This is a genomic window from Rhodococcus sp. G-MC3 (genome assembly GCF_030063335.1).
Taxonomy (GTDB): domain Bacteria; phylum Actinomycetota; class Actinomycetes; order Mycobacteriales; family Mycobacteriaceae; genus Rhodococcoides.
On record NZ_JASISW010000007.1, the window covers coordinates 126,720 to 153,566 of the forward strand.

25 protein-coding genes are annotated in these 26,847 nt (G+C 63.0%); 9 read left to right on the top strand and 16 right to left on the bottom strand.

Annotation, left to right across the window (positions count from 1 at the left end; all coding sequences use genetic code 11):
• Positions 1–38: 38 nt before the first annotated feature.
• Together QMK17_RS09720 and QMK17_RS09725 are read right to left on the bottom strand one after the other, a co-directional pair.
• Entirely contained in the window at positions 39–1,310 is a 1,272-nt protein-coding gene (locus QMK17_RS09720; protein ID WP_283508615.1) for a sensor histidine kinase, read from the bottom strand.
• A 46-nt stretch (positions 1,311–1,356) separates the two neighbouring features.
• On the bottom strand, positions 1,357–2,190 hold the full coding sequence (locus QMK17_RS09725; RefSeq protein ID WP_283508616.1) for a DUF2786 domain-containing protein: 834 nt from the start codon (positions 2,188–2,190) through the stop codon (positions 1,357–1,359).
• Between the two features lie 270 nt (positions 2,191–2,460).
• Between QMK17_RS09725 and QMK17_RS09730 the strand changes: the two genes are divergently transcribed.
• The 4 genes from QMK17_RS09730 to QMK17_RS09745 are packed head-to-tail and all read left to right on the top strand — an operon-like array spanning position 2,461 to position 5,827.
• A complete protein-coding gene (locus tag QMK17_RS09730; protein WP_283508619.1) occupies positions 2,461–3,744 on the top strand; it encodes an ABC transporter substrate-binding protein in 1,284 nt (427 codons plus the stop codon).
• A 30-nt stretch (positions 3,745–3,774) separates the two neighbouring features.
• Complete coding sequence (locus QMK17_RS09735) at positions 3,775–4,824, top strand: carbohydrate ABC transporter permease (RefSeq protein ID WP_283508620.1); 1,050 nt, start codon at positions 3,775–3,777, stop codon at positions 4,822–4,824.
• The gene (locus QMK17_RS09740) at positions 4,821–5,654 is read left to right on the top strand and encodes a carbohydrate ABC transporter permease (protein ID WP_442972726.1); all 834 of its coding nucleotides are present in this window, start codon (positions 4,821–4,823) and stop codon (positions 5,652–5,654) included. The genes QMK17_RS09735 and QMK17_RS09740 overlap by 4 nt, the downstream gene beginning before the upstream one ends.
• Complete coding sequence (locus QMK17_RS09745; RefSeq protein ID WP_283508624.1) at positions 5,651–5,827, top strand: hypothetical protein; 177 nt, start codon at positions 5,651–5,653, stop codon at positions 5,825–5,827. The genes QMK17_RS09740 and QMK17_RS09745 overlap by 4 nt, the downstream gene beginning before the upstream one ends.
• Positions 5,828–5,912: 85 nt before the next feature.
• Here the strand turns inward: QMK17_RS09745 and QMK17_RS09750 are convergent, their stop codons facing one another.
• The 3 genes from QMK17_RS09750 to QMK17_RS09760 form a co-directional block, all read right to left on the bottom strand.
• Positions 5,913–6,989, bottom strand: a complete 1,077-nt coding sequence (locus QMK17_RS09750; protein ID WP_283508626.1) for an inositol-3-phosphate synthase — start codon at positions 6,987–6,989, stop codon at positions 5,913–5,915.
• On the bottom strand, positions 6,982–7,569 hold the full coding sequence (locus QMK17_RS09755) for a PadR family transcriptional regulator (protein ID WP_283508629.1): 588 nt from the start codon (positions 7,567–7,569) through the stop codon (positions 6,982–6,984). Before QMK17_RS09755 ends, QMK17_RS09750 begins: the two co-directional genes overlap by 8 nt.
• 122 nt (positions 7,570–7,691) lie before the next feature.
• Positions 7,692–7,883 (bottom strand): hypothetical protein, encoded by a 192-nt coding sequence (locus tag QMK17_RS09760; protein ID WP_283508630.1) that lies wholly within the window; start codon positions 7,881–7,883, stop codon positions 7,692–7,694.
• A 1-nt stretch (position 7,884) separates the two neighbouring features.
• Between QMK17_RS09760 and QMK17_RS09765 the strand changes: the two genes are divergently transcribed.
• From QMK17_RS09765 to QMK17_RS09775, 3 genes are all read left to right on the top strand, one after another.
• Positions 7,885–8,316, top strand: a complete 432-nt coding sequence (locus QMK17_RS09765; RefSeq protein ID WP_283508631.1) for a DUF5318 domain-containing protein — start codon at positions 7,885–7,887, stop codon at positions 8,314–8,316.
• Positions 8,317–8,886: 570 nt separating this feature from the next.
• A complete protein-coding gene (locus tag QMK17_RS09770; protein ID WP_283508876.1) occupies positions 8,887–10,980 on the top strand; it encodes a transglycosylase domain-containing protein in 2,094 nt (697 codons plus the stop codon).
• Positions 10,981–10,990: 10 nt separating this feature from the next.
• A complete protein-coding gene (locus QMK17_RS09775; protein WP_283508633.1) occupies positions 10,991–12,553 on the top strand; it encodes a glycosyltransferase family 87 protein in 1,563 nt (520 codons plus the stop codon).
• On the opposite strand, the gene QMK17_RS09780 is transcribed toward QMK17_RS09775, so the two are convergent.
• The 7 genes from QMK17_RS09780 to QMK17_RS09810 form a co-directional block, all read right to left on the bottom strand.
• Positions 12,538–13,785, bottom strand: coding sequence for a TerD family protein (locus tag QMK17_RS09780; RefSeq protein ID WP_283508635.1), 1,248 nt, complete (start codon positions 13,783–13,785; stop codon positions 12,538–12,540). The genes QMK17_RS09775 and QMK17_RS09780 overlap by 16 nt on opposite strands.
• An 84-nt stretch (positions 13,786–13,869) precedes the next feature.
• Positions 13,870–14,625 (bottom strand): ESX secretion-associated protein EspG, encoded by a 756-nt coding sequence (locus QMK17_RS09785; protein ID WP_283508637.1) that lies wholly within the window; start codon positions 14,623–14,625, stop codon positions 13,870–13,872.
• The gene (locus tag QMK17_RS09790) at positions 14,622–16,115 is read right to left on the bottom strand and encodes a hypothetical protein (protein WP_283508638.1); all 1,494 of its coding nucleotides are present in this window, start codon (positions 16,113–16,115) and stop codon (positions 14,622–14,624) included. The genes QMK17_RS09785 and QMK17_RS09790 overlap by 4 nt, the downstream gene beginning before the upstream one ends.
• A 39-nt stretch (positions 16,116–16,154) precedes the next feature.
• Positions 16,155–17,018: an HAD family hydrolase gene (locus tag QMK17_RS09795; protein ID WP_283508640.1), complete on the bottom strand. Its 864-nt coding sequence runs from the start codon at positions 17,016–17,018 to the stop codon at positions 16,155–16,157.
• Between the two features lies 1 nt (position 17,019).
• Positions 17,020–19,374, bottom strand: coding sequence for a phosphoribosyltransferase (locus tag QMK17_RS09800; RefSeq protein ID WP_283508642.1), 2,355 nt, complete (start codon positions 19,372–19,374; stop codon positions 17,020–17,022).
• Complete coding sequence (locus QMK17_RS09805; protein ID WP_283508644.1) at positions 19,374–20,531, bottom strand: HpcH/HpaI aldolase/citrate lyase family protein; 1,158 nt, start codon at positions 20,529–20,531, stop codon at positions 19,374–19,376. Before QMK17_RS09805 ends, QMK17_RS09800 begins: the two co-directional genes overlap by 1 nt.
• A gap of 79 nt (positions 20,532–20,610) precedes the next feature.
• On the bottom strand, positions 20,611–21,714 hold the full coding sequence (locus tag QMK17_RS09810) for a hypothetical protein (protein WP_283508878.1): 1,104 nt from the start codon (positions 21,712–21,714) through the stop codon (positions 20,611–20,613).
• Positions 21,715–21,948: 234 nt separating this feature from the next.
• On the opposite strand from QMK17_RS09810, the gene QMK17_RS09815 reads away from it, so the two are divergent.
• Together QMK17_RS09815 and QMK17_RS09820 are read left to right on the top strand one after the other, a co-directional pair.
• Entirely contained in the window at positions 21,949–22,524 is a 576-nt protein-coding gene (locus tag QMK17_RS09815) for a TerD family protein (protein ID WP_283508645.1), read from the top strand.
• Between the two features lie 135 nt (positions 22,525–22,659).
• The gene (locus tag QMK17_RS09820; protein ID WP_283508646.1) at positions 22,660–23,757 is read left to right on the top strand and encodes a DUF475 domain-containing protein; all 1,098 of its coding nucleotides are present in this window, start codon (positions 22,660–22,662) and stop codon (positions 23,755–23,757) included.
• A gap of 3 nt (positions 23,758–23,760) precedes the next feature.
• On the opposite strand, the gene QMK17_RS09825 is transcribed toward QMK17_RS09820, so the two are convergent.
• The 4 genes from QMK17_RS09825 to QMK17_RS09840 form a co-directional block, all read right to left on the bottom strand.
• Positions 23,761–24,045, bottom strand: coding sequence for a LuxR C-terminal-related transcriptional regulator (locus tag QMK17_RS09825; protein ID WP_336620140.1), 285 nt, complete (start codon positions 24,043–24,045; stop codon positions 23,761–23,763).
• A 65-nt stretch (positions 24,046–24,110) separates the two neighbouring features.
• Complete coding sequence (locus tag QMK17_RS09830; protein ID WP_283508647.1) at positions 24,111–24,488, bottom strand: response regulator transcription factor; 378 nt, start codon at positions 24,486–24,488, stop codon at positions 24,111–24,113.
• A gap of 171 nt (positions 24,489–24,659) precedes the next feature.
• Positions 24,660–25,358 (bottom strand): response regulator transcription factor, encoded by a 699-nt coding sequence (locus QMK17_RS09835; RefSeq protein WP_283508648.1) that lies wholly within the window; start codon positions 25,356–25,358, stop codon positions 24,660–24,662.
• A 92-nt stretch (positions 25,359–25,450) separates the two neighbouring features.
• Complete coding sequence (locus QMK17_RS09840; protein ID WP_283508881.1) at positions 25,451–26,812, bottom strand: glycosyltransferase family 87 protein; 1,362 nt, start codon at positions 26,810–26,812, stop codon at positions 25,451–25,453.
• Between the last annotated feature and the right edge of the window lie 35 nt (positions 26,813–26,847).

Genomic DNA, 26,847 nt, shown 5'->3' on the forward strand with positions numbered 1-26,847 from the left:
GATGGTCGATGCGTCGTTCCTGAGTGGGCCGCGTGGCCTCATTCGACTTTCGACCACTCGAGTAGAACCTTCGTTCCCGCACCCTTGCCACTGTCGATCTTGGAACTGCCTCCGTCGAGCTCGGCCATGCGGCGCACGATGCTCACTTCGATGCCGAGATGACCGGAACCGACCGCTTCGGTGTCGAACCCACCACCGGTGTCCGTTACGAGCACGCGTACGGCATCGGGTCGGAGATCGATCATGAGGCTGCGCTCGGCTTCGGGGTTCGCGTGTCGAAGGCTGTTGCGCAGCGCTTCGCCAGCGGCCCCGACAATCGCCGAAGCAACGGCAATGGGGTACTCGGATGCAGCGATGTCGATGTCGATGAAGACGACAACGTTGTCGGGGTCGTTGGTTCGATGGACGAGGGCCGCAAGTTGTTCGGCGAACAGGTTCGCTGACACCGTGCCGGAGCGTTCGGGATGCTCTGCGGCACGGTCGAGTTCGGCAAGAACAAACTTCGCGTCGCTGGAGAATCGGCCGCCCGTATCGGGACGGGCCGTGGCGAGCAGCGTAGCGAGAACTCGATCGTGGATCAGGGAGTCGAACCGCACCCGCTCCTGTTCACGCGCCTGAGATGCGGCCGCATCGGCGGCCGCGTATTCGTGGTTGCTTGTTGTTGCGTCGAGAATCGCCCCGGTACGCAAGGCCATGATGACGGCCACGGCGAGAAGTGTCGTGAAGCCGAATGCCCACACGGCGGCGTAGATGATGTCGAGCACCGAAGCGTCGGGGCCGAACAGCCCGTACTGGTCGACGGCCGCAGCTGAGGAAGTCGCAACAAGTTGGATGAGAATAGCCACCAGTGGGCGCCATACGAGAGCGGCGCACAATCCGGCGAGCCCGGCCAGCGCCGACAGCCAGGTGCCCCGGGCGGCACCATCGAGTTGGCCGCCGTTCCAGGCGAAGAACCACAGCGCCGACGCCAATGGGATCCCGATGGCGGCGGCTGCCGCGGCAACCGCGATTCGCGTCGGCGCAGCAAAGGTGACTACGAACAACGCGACACCGGGCGCGAAAACCAGGAATACCGCAACCGGTGTCCACCACGACTCCAGTAGTTGCGCTCCCTCGGCGAAGCCGGAAATGGACACGACGAAATACGCGACGAAGCCGAGGCCGAGGAACCGAGCGATGAGAAGCCTGATGCGCTGACCTGGGGAGTCTGGAAGAGGGGACTCTGGGTCAGGGGGGTCTGCTTGAGGGGACTCCGGGTGAGGGGTGTCGCCAGTATGAGCACTGTTGCCTACTGCTCGACCAATGCTCACTGTCGATACAGTACCGGGCATTCGCTGTGGTCAGCGATCACACGAGTCAATTCGCAGGCTTCACACCATCGAGTTGCCGGCTGCCCCGGCTGATCTCGGGCTCACCTCCGAGCCTTGCCGATCTGCCGGCCCGGTCGCCTGCTTTACGCGCGCCCTGCGAGTATCCGGCGCCGGCACTGTGTCGTTGCCAAGTGCCGCGTGCTTTCGAGGTGGAGGTGTAGTAGTCAGCCAACTCGACTTCCTTGTTGCGCAACACGAGTGCGGTACCTGCGTCCTGCTGTTCCTCGGCGATTGCCCTGACCTCAGCTTCTTTCTTCACCGACGCCAGACGCTTGCCGATGCGTTCGGCGAAGGCGGTCTGGAAGTTCAGGCGGGCAGTGACACCTGCAACGATGACGGTTTCCTGGCGCTTGTATCTCCTGCGGCCGATCGTCTCCGTGACCGTCCGGACGGCCGTCTCGTTCCTGTAGGCGCCGGACTTGATGTAGGCGTCGGATGCGCGGACCATCTGGATGAGCAAACTCGAGTACAGGGCCTCGCAGGTATCGATGTCGGACTCGAAGCCGTAGGCATACACCTGCGTCGACGACTGGGCGATGTCGCACTTGACGTCGTTGGCGAACGCGATGGAAACGAACAGGTGCACGAACGTCCTGAGTCCCTTCTTCCCGGGTTCGCCGATCCGGATGACGCGCTGCACGGGCGTGGCCTGCTTCTCACGCGTCGCACTGTGGGAGCGCGCTACTGCCAGATCGATCGAGGTTGCCGTTGCAAGGCGCTGTGCTGCCTCCATGAAAGCCTCGGCTTCATGGGGGTTGTCGGTCGACTCGGCCTGGCGGAGGAGACCGCCGATCCTGGTCAGCATCTTGTCAGAAGTCACGAAAGATCCTTGAACGTCACGGTCAACACGCTACAACGACCCTCTGACAATACGATTCGGGTCGTTCCGACAGGCTCCACTCCTGCGTTTCGGGTCGTTCCGACAAGCTCCACTCCTTGGTGTACCGATTCAGGTCGACGTGAATCACCCCCATCGGGCGAATTGTGTGCAATTGTGCGTATCGACATGTGCGTCGGGGGGAGCACAATCGTGTCCTTCTGTGTCCCTCCCCATACACGCCACCGTGTAACAAGCAAGTGGAGAAAATCAATGGCGTCTTTGATCACGAAGGCCGTGCTGTCCAAAGCCGCGGTGCTCGCAACAGCGGCAACGCTGCTGACGCTCACCGCATGTTCCAGCGACAGCGGATCCAGCGATTCAGCGGCGGACACCGACGGTCGCGGCCCCATCACGTACGTCGAGGGTAAGGACACCACCGAGACCGGTGTCGTTCGCCAGATCATCGACGAGTGGAACACTGCGAACCCCGACCAGGAGGTCACGTTCAAGGAGCAGTCCAACGACGCCGACCAGGCTCACGACGACCTGGTTCAGCACCTGCAGGCGGAGCAGAGCGACTACGACGTGATGGCACTCGACGTCATCTGGACCGCCGAGTTCGCCGCCAAAGGCTGGCTCGTTCCACTCGAAGGCGAGTTCGCACTCGACAACGCCGGGATCCTTCCCTCGACCGTCGAGAGCGCCACCTACAACGGTACTCAGTACGCTGCACCCAAGAACACCAACGGTGGCCTGCTCTTTTACCGCAGCGACCTGGTTCCGACCGCTCCCACCACCTGGGCCGAGCTCAACGCGAGCTGCACCGTCGCCGTCGAGAACAACATCGATTGCTACGCAGGACAGTTCGCGTCCTACGAGGGTCTCACGGCCAGCGTCTCGGAAATCATCAACGCGCACGGCGGATCATTCGTCGCCGCTGACGGTAAGACCCCGACGGTCGACAGCCCGGAGGCAAAGGCAGGCCTCCAGTCGCTCGTGGCGGCGTTCGAGTCCGGTGTCATCCCGGCTCAGGACACCACCTTCAAGGAGCCCGAAAGCCAGCAGGCATTCGAGGACGGCAAAGCCCTCTACCTGCGTAACTGGCCGTACGTGTACGGCACGGCAGCCAAGGAAGGTTCGGCAGTGGCCGGGAAGTATTCCGTTGCAACGCTCCCCGGTGTGACCGGCGTCGGAACCTCGACGCTCGGTGGCTACAACGCCGCGATCAGTGCGTACTCCCAGAACAAGGCGACGGCTGCCGACTTCCTGCGGTTCCTGCAGGGCGAGAAGGCGCAGCGCATCATCGCCGAAGGCGCACTGCCTCCCGTGCTCTCCTCGCTGTACGACGACCCGGCGCTCATCACCGAGATGCCGTACCTGCCTGCTCTGAAGGCATCGATCGAGAACGCGGTACCGCGTCCGGTCACGCCGTTCTACCCTGCAGTGTCGAAGGCAATCCAGGACAACACCTTTGCCGCCATCAAGGGTGAGAAGTCCGTGGATCAGGCAATCGCAGACATGCAGGCCGGCATCGAGACGGCCGGCTCCAACTAGAGGCACGTCCTCGTTTCTTACGGAGAATCCATGGCTCTACCTACTGGTGACACCAGTGGGGCTGTAATGGCAACCGCGGCCGGGGGAACTTCCCCCGGCCGCGGTCGGCATACACGCACCGACAAGAAGCGGAAGTTCGGACTTACGTCCGGCCGCGCCTGGCTGCTCATCGCGCCTACTCTGATCATTCTGGCGATCGTCATCGCCTATCCGGTTGTCCGTGCCCTCATCATGTCGTTCCAGAAGGACGCAGGTCTCGACCCGGCGACCGGGATGTTCATCAAAGGTGGCAGTGCCGGATTCTCCAACTACACGCACTGGATTCTGCAGCAGTGCACATCGGCGTCGGGGACGTCGGTGCCCTGTCCTCCTGGAACTCTCGGGTCCCAATTCTGGGGCGCAGTGGGCAACACCGCGTTCTTCACCGTGGTCACCGTGTCCATCGAGGTGGTCATCGGATTCGCGATGGCCGTCATCATGGGGAAGACGTTCTCCGGTCGCGCACTGTTGCGCGCCGCGATTCTCATCCCGTGGGCAATCCCGACTGCTGTGACCGCCAAGCTCTGGTATTTCATCTTCGCGTACGACGGGATCGCCAACAAGCTTCTCGGGACCAACATCCTGTGGACGGGCGACGCCTGGCCTGCCAGGTTCGCGGTGATCATCGCCGATGTATGGAAGACGACTCCATTCATGGCTCTGCTGATCCTCGCTGGTCTGCAGATGATTCCGGCGGACGTCTACGAGGCCGCGAGAGTTGACGGCGCATCAGCATGGCAAAGATTCACAAAAATCACCCTGCCACTGGTCAAACCGGCGCTCATGGTTGCAATCCTGTTCCGCACGATGGATGCACTGCGTATGTACGACCTCCCGGCAATCCTCACCGAGGGGAACCCGGCGACCCGCACCATTTCCATTCTGGTGGTCGATCAGATACGTCAGGGCTTCAACAGTGCCGCTGCGTTGTCGACCATCTCGTTCGTCTTCATCTTCGTCGTCGCATTCGTCCTCGTGAAGTTCCTCGGGGCCAATGCGGTAGCGACGCAGGAGAATCAGCGCAAGGGCACGGTTCGATGAGGACAGCTATGAAGTCGGCGCGCATCTACGTCGGTGTCGCGATCATCTTGGTGTGGGGCCTCGCGCCGTTCTACTGGATGGCCGTCACTGCGTTCCGCGATCCCCGCTACACCTTCGACACGACCCCGTGGCCGACCCACGTGACGCTCGAGAATTTCTCCAACGCGCTGTCGACGAGCAACGGAAACAATTTTCTTCGTGCGGTCGGCAACAGTCTGATCATTGGCGGCGTGACGACGCTCATTGCGCTCGTCATCGGAATCTTCTGTGCATATGCGCTTTCGCGTATCGACTTCCGGTTCAAGTACATCGTCGTCGGAATTGTTCTCGGTGCGTCGATGTTCCCCGTCGTCGCGCTGGTGACGCCGCTGTTCCAGTTCTTCACGAACATCGGATGGATCGGCACGTACCAGGCGATGATCATCCCGAGCATCTCGTTCGTGCTGCCGCTCACCATTTATACGCTGGCCGCATTCTTCGCTGAATTGCCTTGGGAATTGGAAGAAGCCGCACGTATCGACGGTGCCGGACGATTTCAGGCATTCCGCCTCGTGATGTTGCCGCTCGCGGCACCTGCCTTGTTCACGACGGCGATCCTCGCGTTCATCGCCGCCGTCAACGAGTATCTGCTCGCCAGCCAACTCTCCAGCGACAAGACCGAACCCGTCACCGTCGCGATCGCGCGATTCTCCGGCAACGATCCACACGTGGTTCCCTATGCAGCCATCATGGCGGCAGGCACCGTCGTGGCTATTCCGTTGGTCATCATGGTGCTGATCTTCCAGCGTCGCATCATCTCCGGCCTCACCGCAGGCGGGGTCAAGTCATGACAGCGCAGGACCATGTGCAGTTGCTTGCGGGCATTCTCGGATTCTTCGCGCTGATGGCGTTCATCGCTGCAGTCGTGGGCATTGTCGGCGGTGAACCCAGTATCTGGGCGTCGGCGGTGCTCTTGGGGTTGCTCGGCGCCCTGGCGTACGTGGTACGGAAAATTCGGGCCTGAATCAGCCCTCGATGCCCAGCGCTGCCCATGTGAGCGGAAATCCGTTGCAGGGGACGTATTTCCGCTCACATGGCGACGAAGTCGCCTAAGCCCCGATGATAAATTCTTCGAGCTGGGTACGAGCAACATCGTCCGGAAGCTGCTTCGGCGGGCTCTTCATCAGGTAGGCAGAAGCCGGAACAACCGGTCCGCCGATGCCGCGGTCCATGGCGATCTTCGCCGCGCGGACAGCGTCGATGATGACGCCTGCAGAGTTGGGCGAGTCCCAGACCTCGAGCTTGTACTCGAGGTTCAGCGGCACGTCACCGAAGGCACGGCCTTCGAGGCGCACGTAGGCCCACTTGCGGTCGTCGAGCCAGCCGACGTGGTCGGACGGTCCGATGTGGACGTCCTTGGTGTTGAACTCGCGCTGCAGGTTCGATGTGACGGCCTGTGTCTTGGAGATCTTCTTCGACTCGAGGCGGGTGCGCTCGAGCATGTTGAGGAAGTCCATGTTGCCACCGACGTTGAGCTGCATGGTGCGGTCGAGTTGCACGCCGCGATCTTCGAACAGCTTGGCCATGACGCGGTGCGTGATGGTGGCACCGACCTGGCTCTTGATGTCGTCGCCGACGATGGGAACGCCTGCGTCGGTGAACTTCTTGGCCCAGACGGGGTCGCTGGCGATGAAGACGGGCAGTGCGTTGACGAATGCCACGCCTGCGTCGATCGAGGCCTGTGCGTAGAACTTGTCGGCCTCTTCGGATCCGACGGGCAGGTAGGACACCAGGACGTCGACCTTGGCGTCGCGAAGTGCCTGTGCGACGTCGACGGATTCACCGTCGGCCTCGGTGATGGTCTCGCGGTAGTACTTTCCGAGACCGTCGAGGGTCGGTCCACGAAGAACCTGAACGTCCTTCGGCGGCACGTCGGCGATCTTGATGGTGTTGTTCTCGCTCGAGAAGATCGCGTCGGACAGGTCGAAGCCGACCTTCTTGGCGTCCACGTCGAATGCGGCGACGAACTCGACGTCGCGAACGTGGTACTTGCCGAACTTGACGTGCATGAGGCCGGGAACGGTGACGTTCTCATCGGCGTCCTTGTAGTATTCGACGCCCTGAACCAGGGACGAGGCGCAGTTGCCCACACCCACAATGGCTACGCGGATACTGTTCTCACCCATGGTCGGGTTCTCCTTCTGTCTTCGAAACTTTCTTCGGGGTCGGGTTGGGGGTGGCGGGCGGGGCCGCCTGCTCGGCTGCGATCACTTCGTTGAGCCAGCGCACTTCTCGTTCACTGGATTCGAGTCCGAGCTCGTGGAGCTGCTTGGTATAGCGGTCGAGCGTCCCGCTCGCTCGGTCCACAGCTTCTCGGAGCCCTTCGCGGCGCTCTTCGACCTGACGTCGTCTGCCTTCGAGGATGCGCACCCGCGCTTCCGCAGGTGTGCGACTGAAGAAGGCGAGGTGGACGCCGAATCCGTCGTCGGTGTAGTTCTGTGGTCCCGTGTCCGCAACGAGTTCGGCAAAGCGCTTTTTGCCTTCCGGAGTCAGCTCGTAGACCCGCCGCGCTCGACGTTTCACGAGAGTGTCCGGGCCGGCATTCTCGGCGATCAGCCCGTCCGCCTGTAGGCGACGCAGGGCCGGATACAACGAGCCGTAGGAAAACGCTCTGAAGGCACCGAGAAGGCCGGTCAGGCGCTTCCGGAGCTCGTATCCGTGCATCGGAGATTCGAGTAGCAAGCCGAGAATTGCGAGCTCGAGCATGCATCCTTCCTCTCCTGTGCCGATGGACCACTTACCTGATGCGATTACCGAGCATATACACAATTGTATCGCGGCGATACATGTACATACATATCGGCAAGTCGCATTGCAAGGACATTCGGTCAGATGATGGTGAGTTCGGGGTGGGCGAGCGTGCCGGAGCGCCGGCAGTCCGCCGACGCTGTGTCGAGGTTGCGCAGGCGGGGTGCGGAAAGTTGCATATGCACAGGTGGCGCACCGTGCCCGACACTGCTCGACGCCTGGCAACGACGGCGGCTGGCCCGTACCTCGGCGGCCGCACGTAGTCTGGTCAACGTGCGACTTCAGCGACAGGTGGTGGACTACGCCCTTCAGCGACGGTCACTGCTTGCTGAGGTCTACTCGGGTAGGACCGGGGTCAGTGCTGTGTGCGATGCAGACCCCTACCTGCTCCGAGCCGCCAAGTTCCATGGCCGCGGCAGTGACGTGGTGTGTCCCATCTGCCGTAAAGAACAGCTCACTCATGTGTCGTGGGTGTTCGGGGAGAAGCTCGGGACTCTGTCCGGCTCGGCGCGCACGGCGGAGGAGCTGGTTCGTCTGGCGTCAACGCAGGAGGAGTTCTCGGTACACGTCGTCGAGGTGTGCCGATCCTGCAGCTGGAACCACCTCGTGCAGTCCTACGTGCTCGGCGCGGTTCCAGCGCCGAAGCAACCACGACGCCCAAGATCCGAATCTCGCCAACCGAACTGCCGAACTGCGAGCGAGTGACACAATCGCAACGCTGACGAAGCCGGGCGGCGAACGGTCATGCCCACAGAGGTGCAGCCCTGCCGCCGAACGGGCAACACCGCAAACACTGGAGACCTGTAAGTGAGTTCCCCCTACGACAACAACCCGGGTGGTAAGTCCGGAGATGGCGAACCCTCGAGGCGTCCGCCGAATGGCCCACCGGGCGGCCCGTACGGCCCGCCTCCCGGCCAGCCGCCGCTTCGTCGCGATGCGCAAGGACGTCCCATCCCACCGCCGATGCGCCGTGATGCACAGGGGCGTCCGATCCCACCGCAGATGCATCGTGATGCGCAGGGTCGGCCCATCCCCCCACCTGCAGGCCGTCCTCCCGTCGGTCGACCGCCGACAGGACAGCAGCCGAGCCGGCCTCCGATCGGCCCGCCCCCTGGTCGTCCCATCGCGGGCGGGCCACCGCGCACGCCCCCACCGATCGATCCACCGGATGACGATTCCCCACGCTCTTCGGGCAGTGAGCCGCCCGAGCCGCCCGAGAGAGGTATCGCCGCGAAAACGAAGAAGAAGTCCAAGTGGCGTGTCGTTCGACGAACGATGTACGCGCTGATCGCGCTCGGTTTGATCGTCCCGCTTCTGGCGTTCATGGTGGCGTACACCGTCGAGGACGTTCCGCGTCCCGGTGACATCAAGACCAACCAAGTTGCGACCATTCTTGCATCCGACAGCACGACCGAGCTCGGTAGAATTGTTCCGCCCGAGGGCAACCGCACTGACGTCTCGATCGACCAGATTCCCCTGCACGTGCGCAACGCTGTGCTGTCGGCGGAGGACAGGGATTTCTACTCCAACCCCGGTTTCTCGGTCACCGGTTTCGGTCGCGCCCTTCGTGACAACCTGCTCGGTCGCGACAGCGCGGGCGGTGGTTCGACCATCACTCAGCAGTACGTCAAGAATGCGCTCGTCGGTTCCGAGCGCTCGCTGACCCGAAAAATGCGGGAGCTCGTCATTTCTTCGAAGATGGCGCGCCAGTGGTCCAAGGACGACATCTTGGCCGCGTACCTCAACACCATCTACTTCGGCCGCGGTGCGTATGGCATCGCAGCAGCGTCGACGGCGTACTTCGGCAAGCCCGTCGAGCAGCTGTCCGTCGAGGAAGGCGCGGTCCTCGCGGCGGTCATCCAGCAGCCCTCGAATCTGGATCCGGAGTCCAATATCGAGGGCGCAACGTCCCGCTGGAACTACGTCCTCGACGGAATGGTGAGCCAGGGCAATCTCGATCAGGCTCAGCGTGCCGCGATGGTCTATCCGCAGTGGATACCGAGCGCTCAGGCCGAGAACAGCGATTCCGACAGCGGCCCCAACGGACTCATCAAAGCGCAGGTGTTGCGTGAGCTCTCTGCCGCCGGCGTGAGCGGGCAGGACCTCAATACCGAGGGATTGCAGATCACCACCACGATCGATCCGGCCGCGCAGGCCGCCGCGATCGATGCGGTGAACACCAACATGGAAGGTGAATCGCCGGATCTGCGTACGGCGTCGGTCTCGGTCGATCCCAAGACAGGTGCGATCAAGTCCTACTACGGCGGCGCCGACGGCGGTGGATTCGACTTCGCCCAGGCTGGTCTGCAGACGGGTTCGTCGTTCAAGGTCTTCGGTCTCGCTGCTGCTCTGGACCAAGGGATCCCGCTTTCGCAGATGTACGACAGCTCTTCGCTGACCGTCAACGGAATCCCCATCAGCAATGTCGAAGGTGAGTCCTGCGGAACCTGCACCATCGCTGAAGCGCTCAAGAGATCGCTGAACACCAGTTTCTACCGCATGGAACTGGCGATGGACAACGGCCCGGAAGCAATCGCCGCGATGGCGCACAAGCTTGGTATCGCCGCGGAACTCCCCGGTATCGGACCCACATTGACAGAGGGTGCCGGAGTAGGCCCCAACAACGGAATTGTGCTCGGCCAGTACCAAAGCCGAGTGTTGGACATGGCATCTGCCTACGCGACGCTCGCAGCGTCGGGTGTGTACCACGCACCGCACTTCGTACAGAAAGTCGTCACCGCCGACGGCACCGTTCTTCTCGATCGCGGAGCTGAACCGGGTGAGCAGGTCGTGTCCCCTGCAGTCGCCGACAACGTGTCCGCAGCAATGCGCCCGATCGCCGGCTACTCCAACGGCCACAACCTGGCCGGTGGCCGGCAATCTGCAGCCAAGACCGGAACCGCGCAGCTCGGCGACACCGGTGAGAACAAGGACGCCTGGATGGTCGGTTACACACCGTCGCTGGCGACGGCTGTCTGGGTCGGCACCGAGCAGGGACTCCCGCTGGAGAACAGCTACGGCGGCGCGATCTACGGTTCGGGAATCCCGTCCGACATCTGGAAGGCCACGATGGACGGCGGTCTCGAAGGCACCCCCAACGAGACGTTCCCGACACCTGAACCGATCGCGGGACAGGCTGGTGTTCCTCAGTATTCGGCCCCGGCCGCACCGTCGACGCGGGCGACGGCTACGCAGGAGCAGCCGGCTGTCACGTTGCCGATCCCGACGGAGATTTCGCCTCCGGTGGTGATCACACCGCGGCAGGTGGAGATCCTTCCTGGCGTAACGATTCCGCTTCCTGGACTTGCACCGGCACCGACGCCGGAATCGCCTGCGGTCCAGGAGCCGTCACCCGCTCCAGCCAGGTAACCTGACCGGTGTGAGCGAGAGCAAATCCGGCAGGCCGGGTACGCGCAGAGTCGCGAGTCCGGCACCGCTTGCGCCGGATCTCGCCTCGGACAGCACGCGTGATCTTCCAGGAACATCGGATCCGACGACGGCTGAGTTCGCAGCCGTCGTCGGAGGTCCGGCAGGCAAGCATGCGCTGATCGGGCGGCAGCGTTTCATGACCCCGATGCGTGTCCTGTTGCTGTTGGCGTTGGTGTTTCTCAGCCTCGGATGGTTCGCGAAAGCCGGGTGTATCCAGCAGGCGCCCAACGGTCCCGGCGGGGAGCTTGGACTCGACTGGAGCGGCAGCCGTCAGTACGTCGCTATGTGCTACTCGGACACTGTGCCGTTGTACGGCGCCGAGCGACTCGACGAGGGTGCGTTCCCCTACAAGAAGTCGTGGGAGGAAGCCTCTTCCGACGGAACCACTCAAATCCGGTACATGGAGTACCCGGTGCTGTCCGGCCTCTATCAGTACGGATCCGCGGTTGTCGCGAAGGCGTGGAATTCGGTTCCGTGGTTACCTCAGGCCTTGGCGGTAGTCGTCTACTTCAACGTCGTGGCCGTGGGTTTGGTGCTCGCGTGGTTGGTGACGGTGTGGGCCACCGCTCTCTCGGCCGGTCGCCGGATCTGGGATGCCGCCTTGGTTGCGGCGTCGCCACTGGTGATCGTCCACGGGTTCACCAATTTCGACGCTCTTGCCACGGCGTGCGCTGCCGGTGGAATCCTGGCGTGGGGCCGCAAGCGGCCGGTGCTCGCGGGCATCCTGCTCGGGCTGGGCGGCGCGGTCAAACTTTATCCACTCCTGTTTCTCGGCCCACTCCTCGTATTGTGCTGGCGTGCAGGCAAGATGCGCGACTGGGGAATAGCAACGTGTGCGGCCGCAGCTGCATGGCTGGTGGTCAATCTCCCCATTGCGCTGCTGTACCCGAGCGGGTGGTACGAGTTTTTCAGGCTCAATTCCGCCCGCGGCGCCGATCCGGACTCGATTTACAACGTGCTGTCCTCCTTCACCGGGTGGTCCGGATTCGACGGCGCGCTCTACCCCGGTGACAAGCCGCTGTTTCTCAATGCTGTGACGCTTCTGTTGTTCGCGTTGGTGTGCGTTGTCATTGCGTACATCGGTATGAATGCTCCGACGCGACCGAGGTTGGCGCAGTTGGCCTTTCTCGTTGTCGCCGGCTTCCTGCTGACCAACAAGGTGTGGAGCCCACAATATTCGCTGTGGCTCGTTCCCCTGGCCGTTCTTGCTCTGCCGCATCGCCGGATCTTGTTGGCGTGGATGGTAATCGACGCATTCGTGTGGTTTCCGCGGATGTATTACTACCTCGGCGTCGCCAACAAGGGCATTCCCGAGCAGTGGTTCACGGCGGCAATCGTTCTGCGTGATATCGCGGTCATGGGACTCTGCGCCATGGTAGTCCGGCAGATCTACCGTCCGTCCGAGGATCTCGTGCGCCGTGGTGGCCTCGACGATCCCGTCGGGGGTGTGCTCGACCGTGCGCCCGATGCGCATCGAATCACCAAGACCGGACCCCGTCAGGCCCTTACGTAAGGTCCAAGCTGCGGAACAGCTTCTCCCGCATGCTTTGCGTTGATACCTTCGCCGATGGCCTGCAGTTTCCAGTTGCCGCCGTCGCGGTACACCTTGGCCATGACCAGACCGGTGAAGGCCATTCCGCCCTGCAGTGTGAACCGTGCGAGTTCGACGTTGTTCGTGTCGTCGACGAGTCGGCAGAACGCATTGCCGACTTGCTCGAACGTCTGGCCGCGGTAGGACGTCACAGTGAAGACGATGGCGGTCACGTGGGAAGGTACACGGGTCAGGTCGACGTTGACGACCTCGTCGTCACCTTCTCCTTCGCCCGTCAGGTTGTCACCCTGGTGCTGAATCGATCCGTCCTTGGCCTTGAGTTGGCCGTAGTAGACGACGTCGTTGACCTGGTTGCCGGCGAACATGATCGCGGAGGCGTCGAGGTCGATGTTGCCGCCCTTTCCGCCCCCTCCGAAGAAGCTGGATTTCTTCGGAGCTGCAACCGGATCCCAGCCGAGTCCCATGCGGATCTTGGTCAGTGCGACTCCGCCGTCCTTGCGGAGCGTCACCTTCTGGCCCTTGGTGAGGCTGACCGGACGTGCCTTGGTCAGGCTGACCTCGGGTGGGCCCGTGGGTGCGGCGGTGGGCGCAGGAGTCGGTGCGGGGGGTGCTGGGGGCGCCGGGGGTGCAGCGGCTGGTGTGGGAGTCGGCGCCGACGCGGGCTGCGCTGCCGGGGCATCGTCGACGGATACGCCGTGATCCGTCACCAGTGCGGCGAAGCCGCCTGCGTATCCCTGCCCTACGGCTCGCACCTTCCAAGATCCTGAACGCCGATAGATCTCGACCGCGATGACGATCGACTCGGTGTTCAAGCCGTCGATCGTGTAGTGGAAGAGCGAATTGCCTTGTGTATCAGCGACGTAGGCGGTGGGAGGCGCGGAGCGACCGAAGCTGCTCGACGTGTCCTCCAGGGTGATGACTGCACGGATCTGTTCGATGTCCGCGGGCACCTGGGAAAGTGAGACCGCGAGCTGTGCAGGCTGGCCGGCCTGCCCCTGAACCAATCGGACGCCGGGTCCGCTCGGTTGGTTGAAGAACACGAAATCCGCATCGGAGCGCACTTTGCCGTCGGCGCCGACCATCAGCGCGGACAGATCCGCCGGGGCGGAAATCTGTATGGAGACGACCACGTCGGTGGCGGTGATCGGACCGTTCTGGCCTTTCGCCAAGGTGCGGCCGGCGGGAGTAGACATGTGTGTCCTTCGTGTAGAAAGCGGATCGTCTCTGCCGCTCACCAATGTACTGGGTCTATTTGTCCGTTTGTGGTCACGGCGGTGTCAACGGGCGGGATGGTTCGCGTTCTTCTCGTTCGCGAGCTTCCTTATCTCGTCGCCCAGATCCAACAACGACGCGGCCGTCACAGTGATCATCGAGGAATGTCGGATCATGTACCGGCCGTCACCTGGCACATCGGCCCACTGCACTCCGGTTGGATCGTTGTCTGGTCTGCTGTCCGCCGCAGGTCCAGCGCAGACATGAATTTCACCCGCGCTGGATCTGGGGTGCGAGAACAGTGTCTCCAATTGCTTGTCCGCGGAGTTCTGGGAGACGCTCTGGAACAATGAAGTGCCGCCCTCGGATGGGCGTACGTCGATTCGCGCCGACCTTCCCGGTTCCGCCGGGGGCAGTACGTCCAGGATCATGCGCACAGCGCGGTGACTCTCGACGAGGTGGACGGCTACCGGCCCTCCCGAGGAATCGTCGACTCCTGGTTGCTGCACCAGAACCGTGGCCACCTCGTGTCGTATCGCCGCGTGTGCTCGAAGCTTCGTGGGTGCTGAACCTACAGTCCTGGTGTGACCGATGAGTTCGATGCGCAGTTGCGGATCCCGGATGATGTTCGTTGCGACCCGTAAGTCGTCATCGAACTGTGCCAGCATGGAATCGGCTGCGTCTTGACGCTGTCGATGGTAATCGGCTGCCGAGTCGGCGGTCACTTGGAATTGAAGTGGAAACGGGAGACGGTCGCGTCCGACGTGTTCCATCAGCATGCGGAATTCCAATCCGCCGACGGTCCAACTGCATTCGTTCACTCGCCGAGTACCGGTGGGGCGACGAGAGGAAGCGTGCCGATCAGTTCGTCTCCGTTGATCGCATCGATGAGGTATCCGGGTGTTTTGTGGACGTCGTCTCCGCCGCCTGCACCTCCACCGCCACGGCCTCCGGGGGGTGCCATGCCGCCCATGCCTCCCGTGCCTGGGGTCCCGGGACGTCCTGCGCCCGCGCCGTATCCGCTGCCACCGGGAATGCTGCTGCCGGGACTAGCGCCGCCGGGAATGCCGCTGCCGGGAATGTTGCTGCCGGGACTACCGCTGCCTCCGCCGAATCTGGATCCGCCCGGTGCTCCGGTGGAGCCGCGTGAACGATTCCCAGCGGGCCCGCCGAACAGTGATCCGCCGCCAGGTGTTCCAGCTCCAGGTGCTCCAGCTCCAGTCGACCCTGCGGTAGGCGATCCGCCCGCCGAGGCGCCACTCGTCGCGGGACCTCCTGACCCCGATGCACCCTGCCCTGATGCACCCTGCCCTGATGCGCCCTGCCCTGATCGACCCTGCCCCGGTGGCGCGCCGTCGGACGGCGCCCAAGTGGACGCCTGGGTTGCAGTGTCCTGAGGCGTCGAGCCGGGCGGCAGGGTCGATTCAAGCAGGGTGGACTGGGGCTGGCCGCCTGTAGGACCGGGGCCCGACGCACCTCCCGATCCGCCCCCTGCCGAGCCGGAGGACGGCTGGTACCACGGTCCGTAGGAACCGGGGTTGGACTGGGTAGCAGGCGATACGAATCCTTCGGAACCGGTCAGGGGATTCAACGCCTGAGGTAGCACCGGTATCTGCGCCGCAGCGTCTCGAATGGCGGGCGAGTAATAAGTCTTCATGACGGTTCGAGCTTGTTCCTGCGCCTCTTCGCGTTCGTATTCCCTGCTCTTCATGGAACCGAACACGCGGATCGGACTGCTCAACACATCGACCGTCGAGTCCCAGAAGGTGTCGGAGCCGGGGGGCGGAACATTGGCTTTGGCCTGGCTGACACCGTCGTGCGTCGTCTGTACCTTGTTGGCCAACGCATCGGACGCGAACATCAGCCAGAGTGAGGAATTGGCGTACCGCAGTACTCCGTCGCCTGCTGCCGTTGCGGCTGAGCCTTGCCAGTGCGCACTGACCTTCGCGTTCAAATCGGCCGCGAAATCTGCTGCGTCCGTTGCCGCCCCGAAGCCGAGACTCCGCCAGGCAGTCGAGGTGCCGTCGATCGACTCCGGGTCGATGTCTCCTACCTTTGCCCAGATTTCCTCGTGGGACATGGCATCGAAGGGGTCGTCGACGATGGACGTCGAATCCTCTTCCTGGGCGTACCCGCTCCTGCTCTTGACTCCGGACTCGTACCTGCCCTGTGCGCCGGGAACGCCGTCCCCCGCTGTCGATCCGGATTGCACGTTGTTCAGCGAACCCGCGACTTCTCGCACTGTCTGCTGGATGTTTCCGATTGGGATCAGCTCAGGATTCACGGCCGCCCCCGGTTCTGCGAGACTCATGGAGAGAACCGATGCTCATACTTCTACCCCCTGCATAGATCAACCTCTGTGCGGACCAACCCCTTGATCTGTTGGACGCACCGAGGGCCCAATCGGTTCCATCGAACGCCCAACTCGTTCGTGGAGCCAGGTCAAGATCTCCTCCCCGGCGAGGGCGCCGGACGCCTGGGTGACGGTGAGGCCCGGATGCTGGAAGTTCAGTGCTTCCAATTCACCGTGCGCGGGTCTGATGGCGTTGTTTGCGGCGATCAGCATGTCGGCGTCCAGGGCGCCGTCGCCGGCCGCGAACGTCACGGCTGCGGTGGACAGTCGACCGTCGTTGATGCAGCGCGAGAGGACTTCGGCGACGGCTCGGCTCTTGCATACCGCGTCGGGCATCGTGTAAATCTTGCGTCCCTGCTGCGAGACGTTCCAGCCCTGTGTGGCGCACCACTGCGACCATTCGGTCAGGAACCCGTCCGGTACCTCGGCTGGTTCGACGACCAGGTAGCAGAACAGGTCGTCCGCGGTGCGTCGTTTGAGCACCCAGTCGCCGTCGGCGCGTGAATGCAGTTCGGCGCGAATCTGGGCGAGTTCGATGTCGGCGAACTTCTCGCGCCACGACCGATCCGGCTCACCGTCGACGAGGATGTTGCCGCCGTTGCTGGTGATCGCATAGCGCCATGGCGCTCCAGGGAGCGCGATGCGCTGAAACTGCTCGATGGTGCGTGTCGTCGTCGGCACGACGACGGCGGTCTTCGTCAGCTCCTCCAGCGAACCGGCTGCGACATGTGTCATGTACGACAGCGGACCGCCCTCGTAAGTCTCGACGCACATCACCGAGTCGCCGATGTCGAACCCGAGAGCCAAGTCGGAGTAGATCATGGTGCGATCGAGGTCGACGGATACCAGGGCGTTCTTCATCTCACGTGACATCTTTTATCAATCCCATGCAGGAGTACGCAAGGTCGGGTACCTCGGTCACGGGGACTCCGCGTGCCTCGGCGAGCATCCGAATGTGCCGATGCTCGGGGGCGCCGGAGTCGCGCACCAGAATTCGCCATGGAACGCGGCGGAGCAGCACCCGGGTTGTTTCGCCGACGCCTGGCTTGACGAAATTGACGTGCGAGATACCGAACTGCTCGCGAACCTTCTCGACCGACGCCCAGCCGCTCCAGTCCGGAGTTCGATCCGACTTGCCGATTCTCGTCGCCGAGCCCGTGGCTTCCTCGCGTGCGTCGGCGAACCGCGCGGACACGGTGTCGAGCAGATGATTCGACACGTCGTCGGCGGCGAGTTCGGAATAGTACTTGGCGCCGTGGAAATCACCGTCGCGAATAAGGTCGGTGTTGAGGACGGTACGTGAAACCAAGCCGGAGACAGTCGAATTGAGGCACGCCGACGCGATGAGGAAATCGTCGCGGGTCCCGTAGGTGCGAGCACAGTTGCCCGGATCGGCCAGCACCGCGAGATCGTCGTTGAACAGGCCACTGCTGAACTCGCCACTGCTGAACTCACCACTGCTGAACTCGGCCAGCGCGGCCGAGAGTTCGCGGGCGATGGCGCCCTTTCCGGTCCAGCCGTCCACGAAGACGACCGATCGTGAATCATGATTGTCAGCAAGATATCTCAGCGCAACAGCATCGATTCCGCGATCACGGACGATGGATACCGCGTAGTGCGGAAGGTCGAGTCCATGCATTTCGAGGGCCCACCGCCGCATCAGAATGCCGACGGGAGTTCCGGCGCGGGCGAGCGAGGCGAGGACGATGTCGTGTCCACGCTCGGCCAACACCAGCTCGGTCACGGTGCCGACAGCGACTGCGAGTCGGCGCGAGCTCTCCTGCAGGACAGTTTCGAACAGGTCCTGGTATGCGGCGTCGGGTTGGTACTCCACCGGCAGCGATTCGGCGTAGTGAGCCGTACCAGCCTGAATCTGCTTCTCGCGCTCGGTGATATCGGCTTCCAATGCCACGGCGGACAGGTCCTTCAGTAGCCACGTCACCTCCTGCGGAGCGTAGGAGCCGAACTCGGGACCTGTCAGTGGTACGGCGCGTCGAGCCACCGTGAGTGCTAGCGGGTCCGCTCCGCTCACGACGACAACCGCCACGTCGCTACCGGAGGCGGCGATGACCTGAGCGGCGCCGCCGGGCCCGAACAGTCGACCGGTGTCGGCCGGGCCGTCGACGACCAGCACGACGAGGGCGCCCGCGGTCCCGGCAGCGTTGTAGACGTATCGAAATTCTTCCTCGTTCGCCTCCGGTGCAAGGAATCGAAACCCTCGCCGCAGTGGATAGTCGGGCTCGTCCAGCACGTATGCCGGCGAGCGAGTGGTGGTTTGATAGAGCGCCGTATGACCGAGCTCGTCCAGGGTCGCAGCGATCTGCAGCGGTAGGTGCATCAGCTCCTCGTGCCCGAGGACGACGACGGGACGTGCAGGTTCGATCGCCGCGTCCACAGCCGTCGCGATGCCGGCGGCAGCAGCGAAGAATGCAGGTGCATCCGAGGCGAGGAAACCGTGTCGTCCGCCGTCGGGCACCGCAGCGGGCCAGGAGACGTCGACACGAGTCACCGTGCCCGGTGCCCTGGCCACCGGGTTGTACTTGGGTTCGGGAAGTGCGGCGACGGCCTCGACCAGATCCGCCGGCAGTTCGACAGTTCCCTGCGCGAGGCTGACGCTGTCGATGATCACTCCGAGTTCCGTTGCAACCGAGTCGCCGTGTTCGAGATGAACGGGCGACCGCATGTCCACAAGGGACGCGATGACGTAGTGGGTTCGCGGCGAGACGGCGTGCATCGACCGAATTGCCTCCAGCGCAGTCTTTCCGGTGGAGATCTCGTCGTCCACCAACACGAGAGGCAGTGTCGTGGACAGTATGTGCGGCGAGGTAGGCAACAGCTGGTGATCGGTCGCGTGCGAGTGCCCTTCCTGGAACTCTGCGTACACCTCCGTGCCGGGGACATTCCGTCGCGTCGAGTGCAGATAGCAGTGCGCTCCGAGGTGCGCTGCGACCCCGTGTCCCAATCCGGTTGCAGTTTCGGCAAATCCGAGCACATCGACGTCGGACCCTCCGACGGCGGCGAGCACCAGATCGGCGAGCGCATCCGCTCCGGCTCTCACGAGGGCAGGCGCGACAGGAATGTGCTTGCCGAGAACCTCGGAGACGAGGAGATGCGCGCGGCGCGGATTTCGGCGAAGACCGGGCCGGACCAGGGCGGTCACCGACCAGTCGGAGGACGATCCGGTGGGGGTGATGACGATTCCCGAGGTGGGGCCCATCAACGGTCCGCCAATTCGGTGAGTAGGTCGACGAACGTGATGCCCTCGTTGGTCACGCCGAATGCGTCGGCGCGCAGCATTGTTTGCTTCGCCCAATTTCGGTGGGGACCGAGCTCGTTCATCTTGTTCTTGTAACCCGATGCTCGGACGCCTCCTTCGTCGGACTCGAGAATGTCGAGAGCGTCGTAGTACTCCTCGTGCGTGACGGCCGACATTGCGTGCACTGCGGGCACATGTGATGGATGGATGACGGTCTTCCCCTGAATTCCGTTGGCGCGGTCCAACGCAACCTCGCGCAGCAGCGCGTCGAGGTCGTGGCTTACGAGTTGTTGCCGGAAGCGGACTGCTTCCTGTTCGACGAAGGGAGTCTGCCGGAGCATGGGCCTGAACATGCGCTCGTGGTCGGCGAAGTACTCCCACACCGGTCCGGTGATGACGAATCCGGAATCGTTGCTGCGCCCCAGATGGTTGACGATCGCGCTGATGACGTCCGCGACGACGCGGACGTCGTAGATGGTCAGGTCGCGGTCGCGGCGGATGCCGAACATTCCGCACATGTCCGTGGCGCCGATTCGCACTGCCAACACTCGGTCGCGATGCTGTCCGAGGAGTTCTCGCACTGCCACCAGTTCGGTGTCGCGAGTCTCGCGGAACACTACTTCGGCGGACTCCAGTATCGGCATCGCCAGCAACCGCTTGCCGTGCGAGTCAGAAGCGTCGATGATTTCGTCGAGGAACGCAGCTCCGCGTTTCGCGGTGAACTTCGGGATCACGAACCCGGCGAGCGCAGTCGCACCATGTGTCAGCGAGGAACAGATGCGCCGGATCTGCTCGGGCGTGCGGGCGCGGACGAACACCAGCGATCCGAGTGGTTCCTCCGCGGCCAGCTGCTCGAGCGAAGCCACCGCGTTGGTGATGGCGTGCTCGAGATTGTGGTCGGCAACTGCGTCTTCCAGATCGATGACGAGTGAGCAGACACCTTCGCGGCTGCGCTTGGCCAGGGTCTGCGCGAGATCTGCCCGGGTGGCGGGCATGTAGAGAGTTGCACCGAGAGCCGCGGCGACCGTGGCCAGGTCATCGGAGGGCTCGATGCGTCTCGGTGGGCGGAGGAAGAGCCGCGCCAGCACTGCCGAGTCCAGATGTGAGAAGTGTTGCACCGCAGTCCTTAGCAGTTGTCATTGGTGAAGCAGCCGTCATGGTGAAGCAGTTGTCATAGTCGAGCAAGTACTTGTGTGGTCACCGAGCTGATCCGCGCATTCGATCGATTACGCCGTTGATGAAGCCGGAGATGCTCTCGAGATCCTGCAGGTACGACCAGTAGTCGGGATGCGTTCCGGTCAGTGCAGCGTTGGCGCGGTCGATTCGAGCCAGCTGAGCATCCAACACCGTCCCCCATTCGGCAACAAGTCCACGATTCAACGCGAGTTGTTGGGCATCTCGTAACTTGAATCTCACCGTGTGTTCAGTTTTGGTTGGGTCTGCCTTCACAGCGCGGAGCTTCTCGACACGGTCGGTGACAGCGTCGACCAGCTTCTCGGCGTCGGCCAGATGTGCGCGCGCTCGAGCGATGTCCTCCAGCGCTTCCTCCGGGTTTCCCGATCCCGAGGATGCCCGCGCAGCCGAGAGATCCTCGGCAGCTTGTTCGATGTGCCGAGCGCTCGCTCGTTCGTTGTGTGAGAGGTCAGCGGAGCTGGCTGCGTTGAACTCTCTCAGCAGCGTCGAGAAGGCAGGGGCAAGGCGGTCGAAGCGGGTGCGGACCGCCTCCACTCGGGTTCGGACCGACGCCAATGCCGACGCCGCTTCCTGGGCCCGACGTGGGGCTGCGGCAAGCGACTGGTCGAGAGTTGCGGCCGCCTCCCGCACGTGAGCGGCAGCTGCCCTTGCATCCAACGGGTTTCGTGCCGCCAGTGCCGAATCGAGGGACGCCACCGCGTCGTCGACTGCGCGGAACGCCGAGCGAACCGACGGGTAGTCGACGAACTTCGGATCAGCGGAGGCAACCGCGAGCTGGGCCTTCTCGGCGAGGCTCTTCGCATCCTGGGCGAGTCTCGGCGTCGCCGCCAGTGCCGAGCGAGCGTGCTCCAGCTCGTCGCGATGCGCACTGTAGAACCGGTCGACCTCCTTGGCCGCCTCGCCGAGGGCGTGTGCAGCGTTCTGAAAGGCCGCCTGAGCCTGGGTCGTGACGATTCCGTCGAACTGCTCGACGGCGGCAAGGTAAGCGGCACCCGCGTCGAAGCAGGCCTTCTCTGCTGCCGACCACTGTCTGCGCAGATCTTGCTCCGGAGTCAGTGCACGCACCGCGTCGACACCGGTGGATGCGATCGACTGGCGCTTGTCCATGTCGAGAAATGCTGCGACGGCACTGTCCTGCGCTGTGTGTGCAGCGGCATCCGATCCCGCGTCGCGGCGGAACAGCCCAGGTCGACGACTTGTCACCTGCCCGATAGTACTGACGGGAACTTCTCGGTGTGGTGTGCGCGTTGGCCGAAGTAGAACCCGTACGAATCTGTACGAATCGGACAGGAGACCACTACGGTTGACGGCTGTAGGGGAATCCACTGCGAAAGGAAAGTCATGGGCGTCAGCCTCAGCAAGGGCGGCAATGTCTCACTCACCAAGGCAGCTCCGAATCTGACTGCTGTCACGGTCGGACTCGGATGGGACATTCGTTCGACGACCGGCACGGACTTCGACCTCGACGCGAGCGCTATCGCGCTGGGCGCCGACAAGAAGGCATTGAGTGACGGGCACTTCGTTTTCTTCAACAACCTCAAGTCTCCGGACGGATCCATCGAGCACACCGGTGACAACACCACCGGCGAGGGCGAAGGCGACGACGAGCAGATCAAGGTCGACCTGGCAGCTGTTCCGCCGAATGTCGAGACCGTCACCTTTCCCGTCTCGATCTACGACGCCGACGCGCGTTCGCAATCCTTCGGTCAGGTCCGCAACGCGTTCATCCGCGTCATCAATCAGGCCGATCAGACCGAACTCGCTCGCTACGACCTCAGCGAGGACGCGTCGACCGAGACCGCGATGGTCTTCGGCGAGCTGTACCGCAACGGGGCCGAGTGGAAGTTCCGCGCCGTCGGCCAGGGCTACGCATCGGGACTCTCCGGAATTGCGCGCGACTTTGGGGTAAACGTCTAGTAAAGGCATACCCAAGATTGGGCCTAACCCCGCTTCATCACCCATGATGGAGCGGGGTGTTCTGGCTTTCAGACCTGCCCGTTTCGTCCCGCTTCGTTAACAGACTTGCGCCGGCTACAGAAAGGCCACACGCTCGTGGTTTTACGCATCTTCGGTTGGTCCATCGGAGTCACGATCGTCTCGATGATCGTGGCTTTCCTCTATGGAGGCTGGCAGGCACTGTTCCTGGTGCTCATCCTCGGCATCCTCGAGGTGTCACTGTCCTTCGACAACGCTGTCATCAACGCTACGGTGCTGCGCCGGATGAGCGAGTTCTGGCAGAAGATCTTCCTGACGATCGGCATCATCATCGCCGTCTTCGGTATGCGTCTTCTGTTCCCGCTGGTGATCGTCTGGGCTGCGTCGGGCAAGGGACCCGTCGCCGCGATCGATCTTGCGCTCAATCCGCCGGCGAACGACGCCGCCTACTTCGACAACGGTGACCCGAGTTACGAGACACTGCTGACCGACGCGCATCCGCAGATCGCGGCATTCGGCGGCATGTTCCTCCTGATGCTGTTCCTCGGGTTCATCTTCGAGGACCGCGAGATCACATGGCTCAGCTGGCTCGAGAAGCCGTTGGCCAAGATCGGCAAGCTGGACCAGCTCGCTGTGGTCGTTGCAGGCCTTCTGCTCGTGCTCAGCGCCGAGTTCCTCGCCGAAGACGACAAGATCTCCACCGTCATGGTTGCCGGCGTTCTCGGCATGATCACGTACATCGCCGTCAACGGGCTCGGACAGCTGTTTCACATCGAGGAAGAAGGCGAAGAGTCCTCGGGCGGGCCGAGTGAACTCGCCAAAGCAACAGGCAAAGCAGGCTTCTTCCTGTTCCTCTACCTCGAGGTGCTCGACGCATCGTTCTCGTTCGACGGTGTCATCGGTGCATTCGCGATCACGGCAGACCCGATCATCATCGCCCTCGGCCTCGGATTCATCGGCGCGATGTTCGTCCGTTCGATCACCGTGTTCCTCGTACGCAAGGGAACGTTGAGCGACTACGTCTACCTCGAGCACGGCGCTCACTGGGCGATCGGCGCGCTGTCGGTGATCCTGCTGGTGTCCATCGGTGTGCACATCAACGAGATCGTCACCGGACTCGTCGGGGTGTTCTTCATCGGAGCAGCCTTCATCAGCTCGGTGATGCGTAACCGCAAGCTCGAAGCCAAGGGCGAAGACACCCACCTGCATACCTGAGCACTACCACTCGTCGAGACCGGTGAGGCCGTCCTGTAGCGCGCGAGCGAACAGGGCGGCCTTCGTCGATGCAGGCCTGCCGAGCGCGGCGTACTTCTGACGAATCCTCGTCAAGTGGGTGTTGATGGTGCCCACCGATATGTGAACGGAACGAGCGGCGACAGTCTTCGAATCCGAGGCGAACCACGCCAACATGACTTCTACTTCTCGCGCACTCAAAGGCGGTGTGCGGTGCAACGTCTTCTCACATCCGATCGGTGAGAGCCGACGCGTGTCCAGCTTCGGCAACTACCGCCGGATCGCATGCACGGTAAGCCTGTGGTTTTCCGGCCAGTTGTGTTGAGCAACAACGGTCACAGGTCGGCGATGTCGATCAGGCCGTCCTGCAGTGCGCGGGCGACGAGGGAGGCTTTTGTCCCGGCCGGCCGGCCGGCCGCTGCGTACTTTGCCCGAATGCGGGTGAGGTGCGTATTCACCGTTCCCAGGGACAGGAACAGGGACTTGGCCACCGCAGGCTTCGAATCGCAGTGGATCCAACCGGTCAGCACCTGGATCTCACGCTGGGTCAGCATCGGCGGCGCGAGGAACGGGGCTGTATCGGCCGCTCCTGCAGGATGGTTGACCGGCGGCAATTGAACCGAGGGCACCAGCGAGATGGTTCGACGTCCGGGGAATTCGGTCAGCCGACTGCTCTTCGGACCGAATGCTGCGGACTCCACGCTAGCGGACATGAGAGTTCTCCCCATTCTCGAAGTTGCGGCAGAGCACAACTTCTTCTCGCACTGATTTTCACAGGAAACGTGCAGCTTGTCTGCCCTGAAAGTTAGGGGCATTGAACCGACAACCAAAGTGGTATCCACATCACGGCGGAACCTGCACCGATCAACGCGTGGGGAAGCGACTCAGCTGCTCGGCGGCACTTCCGGCATCGGCAGCCATCCGTCCTCCACCGCTCGCTTGTAGAGATCGGTCTTGGTGGGGGCAGGTCTGCCGGCATCGGCATATTTGTTGCGGATGCGGATCAGGTAGTCGTTGACGGTCTGCTCGGAGAGACCAGCGAGCCTCGCGACCCGTCCGGCTTTCTCCCCCGACGCATACAGCGCAAGAACCTCGCGTTGACGCGGACTCAGCCCGACGTCGGGTAGTTGAGGATCACCGTCGATGGCCGCAGCCCAATCCGTCGTGACGACTTGTCCGCCTGCAGCGGCGCGTCGGATGGCCGAGACGATCGCGGCAGCAGGTTCGGACTTTCGCACCACTCCGAGCACACCGGCGCGTGCAGCGGAGCGGACGAGGAACGGGTTCTCGGCCCCGGTGTACACGAGTACCTGGGCGCCGATGGCGTGAAGTCTCTCGACGTTCGACCTGGGCGACGATGCGTCTCCCAACCGAAGATCGAGTACGACGAGGTCGAGTTCCGGTCCGAGTGCGAGTAGTTCGTCGACGGTTGCCGCAATGGCAACCAGGTCCAGGTCGACCTCGTCGGCGAGCATTGCGCGCAACCCCATCGCGACGGACTCGTGGTCCTCGATCAGACCGATCCTGCGCAGAATCGGCTCCACGTCTACGACCTCGGTCGGATCCCCCGTGCTGTGTGTCATTGCCCGCCCCTTGATCCTGCAGAGCAACTCAGGTTGCTCGATCAATATTCGAACGGGAGAGTCGGTTCGTTACCGACGGTGCCATCGGCGTCTCACGATGGGGTGGATGCCGGTGAAGATTGCTCCGGGGCGTGGTCGGTCAGGAGTTCGGTCGAGATGTCGCTGCAGCGCAGCCGTGCCCGGGCGAACAGGAAGAAGAAGACGACGAGTAACGCCGCGCGGCCCCATACCCCGACCTCCACGAAGAACTTCGCGGTGGATGCGTCGGCGCCGTGGGCCAGCGCTCCGAAGTACTTGAAGACGCCGATGCCCATCGACAGGTCGGCGACGAGGTAGGCCGCGACGAGCGCCCACGGCACGCGCAGCAACACGAAGAATGGAAGGATCCACAGGGTGTACTGCGGAGAGTGCACCTTGTGCAGCAGCAGGAAGCCGCACAGCATCGAGCCGCTCACCGCGATCCACGGATACACGTGCTCGGTCTTTGCTCGCCGCATCCCCAACCACAGCGCGAGACCGAATGCAACGAACACCAGAAGCGGCGACAGGATGTCGACGGCGTTCTGGAACGACGCCTCCGCCGCGGCATAGTCGTCGGGTGACATGGCGGTGCTGCCCTGGATCGGCCGGATATAGAACTGCCGCAGCCCCCAATACCAGATCGAGTTGGTCGTGATGTCGGCTTGCCGCAGTGTCTGGAATGCGAACGACGCACGCCAGCCGTCGTAGCCGAGGATCGCGAACGGCAGGTTGATCGCGACGACTGTTGCCGTCGCAGCCCCCAGTACGGCAAGGCCACCGCGAATGTCGAGCCGATTGCGTTTCGACGGGCTCCTGGTGGTGCCGTACGCGACGTACGCCGCCAATGGGAGCACGAATGCGCCGGGATAGAGCTTGAGGCAGAAGCCGACCGCAAGGAGAACGGCTGCAATCATTCCCCTGGTACGCAAAGGTATTCGCATACTCATCACGAAGACCGCGCCCACTGCGGTGGCGACCACGGGTAGTTCCCAGTTGTGGAACGCGTACAGCACCAGCGGCGGACCGGCCGACCACAGCAGTGCTGCTCTGCCCGCCAGCCGTCCGAGCATCCACGCAGTCAGAAGTCCGAACGGTGCCAGTATCAGCGCGGAATAGAGGAGAAACTCGGCATCGGTATGCGCGGGAATTGCGCCGAGCCACATCAGCAGACCGCTCAACACCGGGTATTCGACGGTGCCTCCGGTCAGCTCACCGCCCTGGGTGATGGCACCGGTCAAGTAGGGAAAGACGTGTTGGTCGATATCGCGTCCGATCCAGAGGAACTGGATGTCGGAGTAGCAGACCGATGTGTCTTTGATGGCATTGAATGCAGTACTTCGGCCATCGGTATCGAACGGAGCGAGCGCGCAGCGTGCCTTGTTCAGGTATCCGATGATCAACGTGAACGCGCACAATGCGACGACGATGATCATCGTCGTCGCGGACAACCTGCTCGCGGGGATGAGCC

Bases quoted from the DNA above. Each gene is read 5' to 3' on its own strand.
- QMK17_RS09730 (WP_283508619.1), top strand. From the start codon at position 2,461: ATGGCGTCTTTGATCACGAAGGCCGTGCTGTCCAAAGCCGCGGTGCTC.
- QMK17_RS09735 (WP_283508620.1), top strand. From the start codon at position 3,775: ATGGCTCTACCTACTGGTGACACCAGTGGGGCTGTAATGGCAACCGCG.
- QMK17_RS09740 (WP_442972726.1), top strand. From the start codon at position 4,821: ATGAGGACAGCTATGAAGTCGGCGCGCATCTACGTCGGTGTCGCGATC.
- QMK17_RS09745 (WP_283508624.1), top strand. From the start codon at position 5,651: ATGACAGCGCAGGACCATGTGCAGTTGCTTGCGGGCATTCTCGGATTC.
- QMK17_RS09750 (WP_283508626.1), bottom strand. From the start codon at position 6,989: ATGGGTGAGAACAGTATCCGCGTAGCCATTGTGGGTGTGGGCAACTGC.
- QMK17_RS09755 (WP_283508629.1), bottom strand. From the start codon at position 7,569: ATGCTCGAGCTCGCAATTCTCGGCTTGCTACTCGAATCTCCGATGCAC.
- QMK17_RS09770 (WP_283508876.1), top strand. From the start codon at position 8,887: ATGTACGCGCTGATCGCGCTCGGTTTGATCGTCCCGCTTCTGGCGTTC.
- QMK17_RS09780 (WP_283508635.1), bottom strand. From the start codon at position 13,785: ATGTCTACTCCCGCCGGCCGCACCTTGGCGAAAGGCCAGAACGGTCCG.
- QMK17_RS09790 (WP_283508638.1), bottom strand. From the start codon at position 16,115: ATGAGTCTCGCAGAACCGGGGGCGGCCGTGAATCCTGAGCTGATCCCA.
- QMK17_RS09795 (WP_283508640.1), bottom strand. From the start codon at position 17,018: ATGAAGAACGCCCTGGTATCCGTCGACCTCGATCGCACCATGATCTAC.
- QMK17_RS09800 (WP_283508642.1), bottom strand. From the start codon at position 19,374: ATGGGCCCCACCTCGGGAATCGTCATCACCCCCACCGGATCGTCCTCC.
- QMK17_RS09810 (WP_283508878.1), bottom strand. From the start codon at position 21,714: ATGGACAAGCGCCAGTCGATCGCATCCACCGGTGTCGACGCGGTGCGT.
- QMK17_RS09815 (WP_283508645.1), top strand. From the start codon at position 21,949: ATGGGCGTCAGCCTCAGCAAGGGCGGCAATGTCTCACTCACCAAGGCA.
- QMK17_RS09830 (WP_283508647.1), bottom strand. From the start codon at position 24,488: ATGTCCGCTAGCGTGGAGTCCGCAGCATTCGGTCCGAAGAGCAGTCGG.
- QMK17_RS09835 (WP_283508648.1), bottom strand. From the start codon at position 25,358: ATGACACACAGCACGGGGGATCCGACCGAGGTCGTAGACGTGGAGCCG.
- QMK17_RS09840 (WP_283508881.1), bottom strand. From the start codon at position 26,812: ATGATCATCGTCGTCGCATTGTGCGCGTTCACGTTGATCATCGGATAC.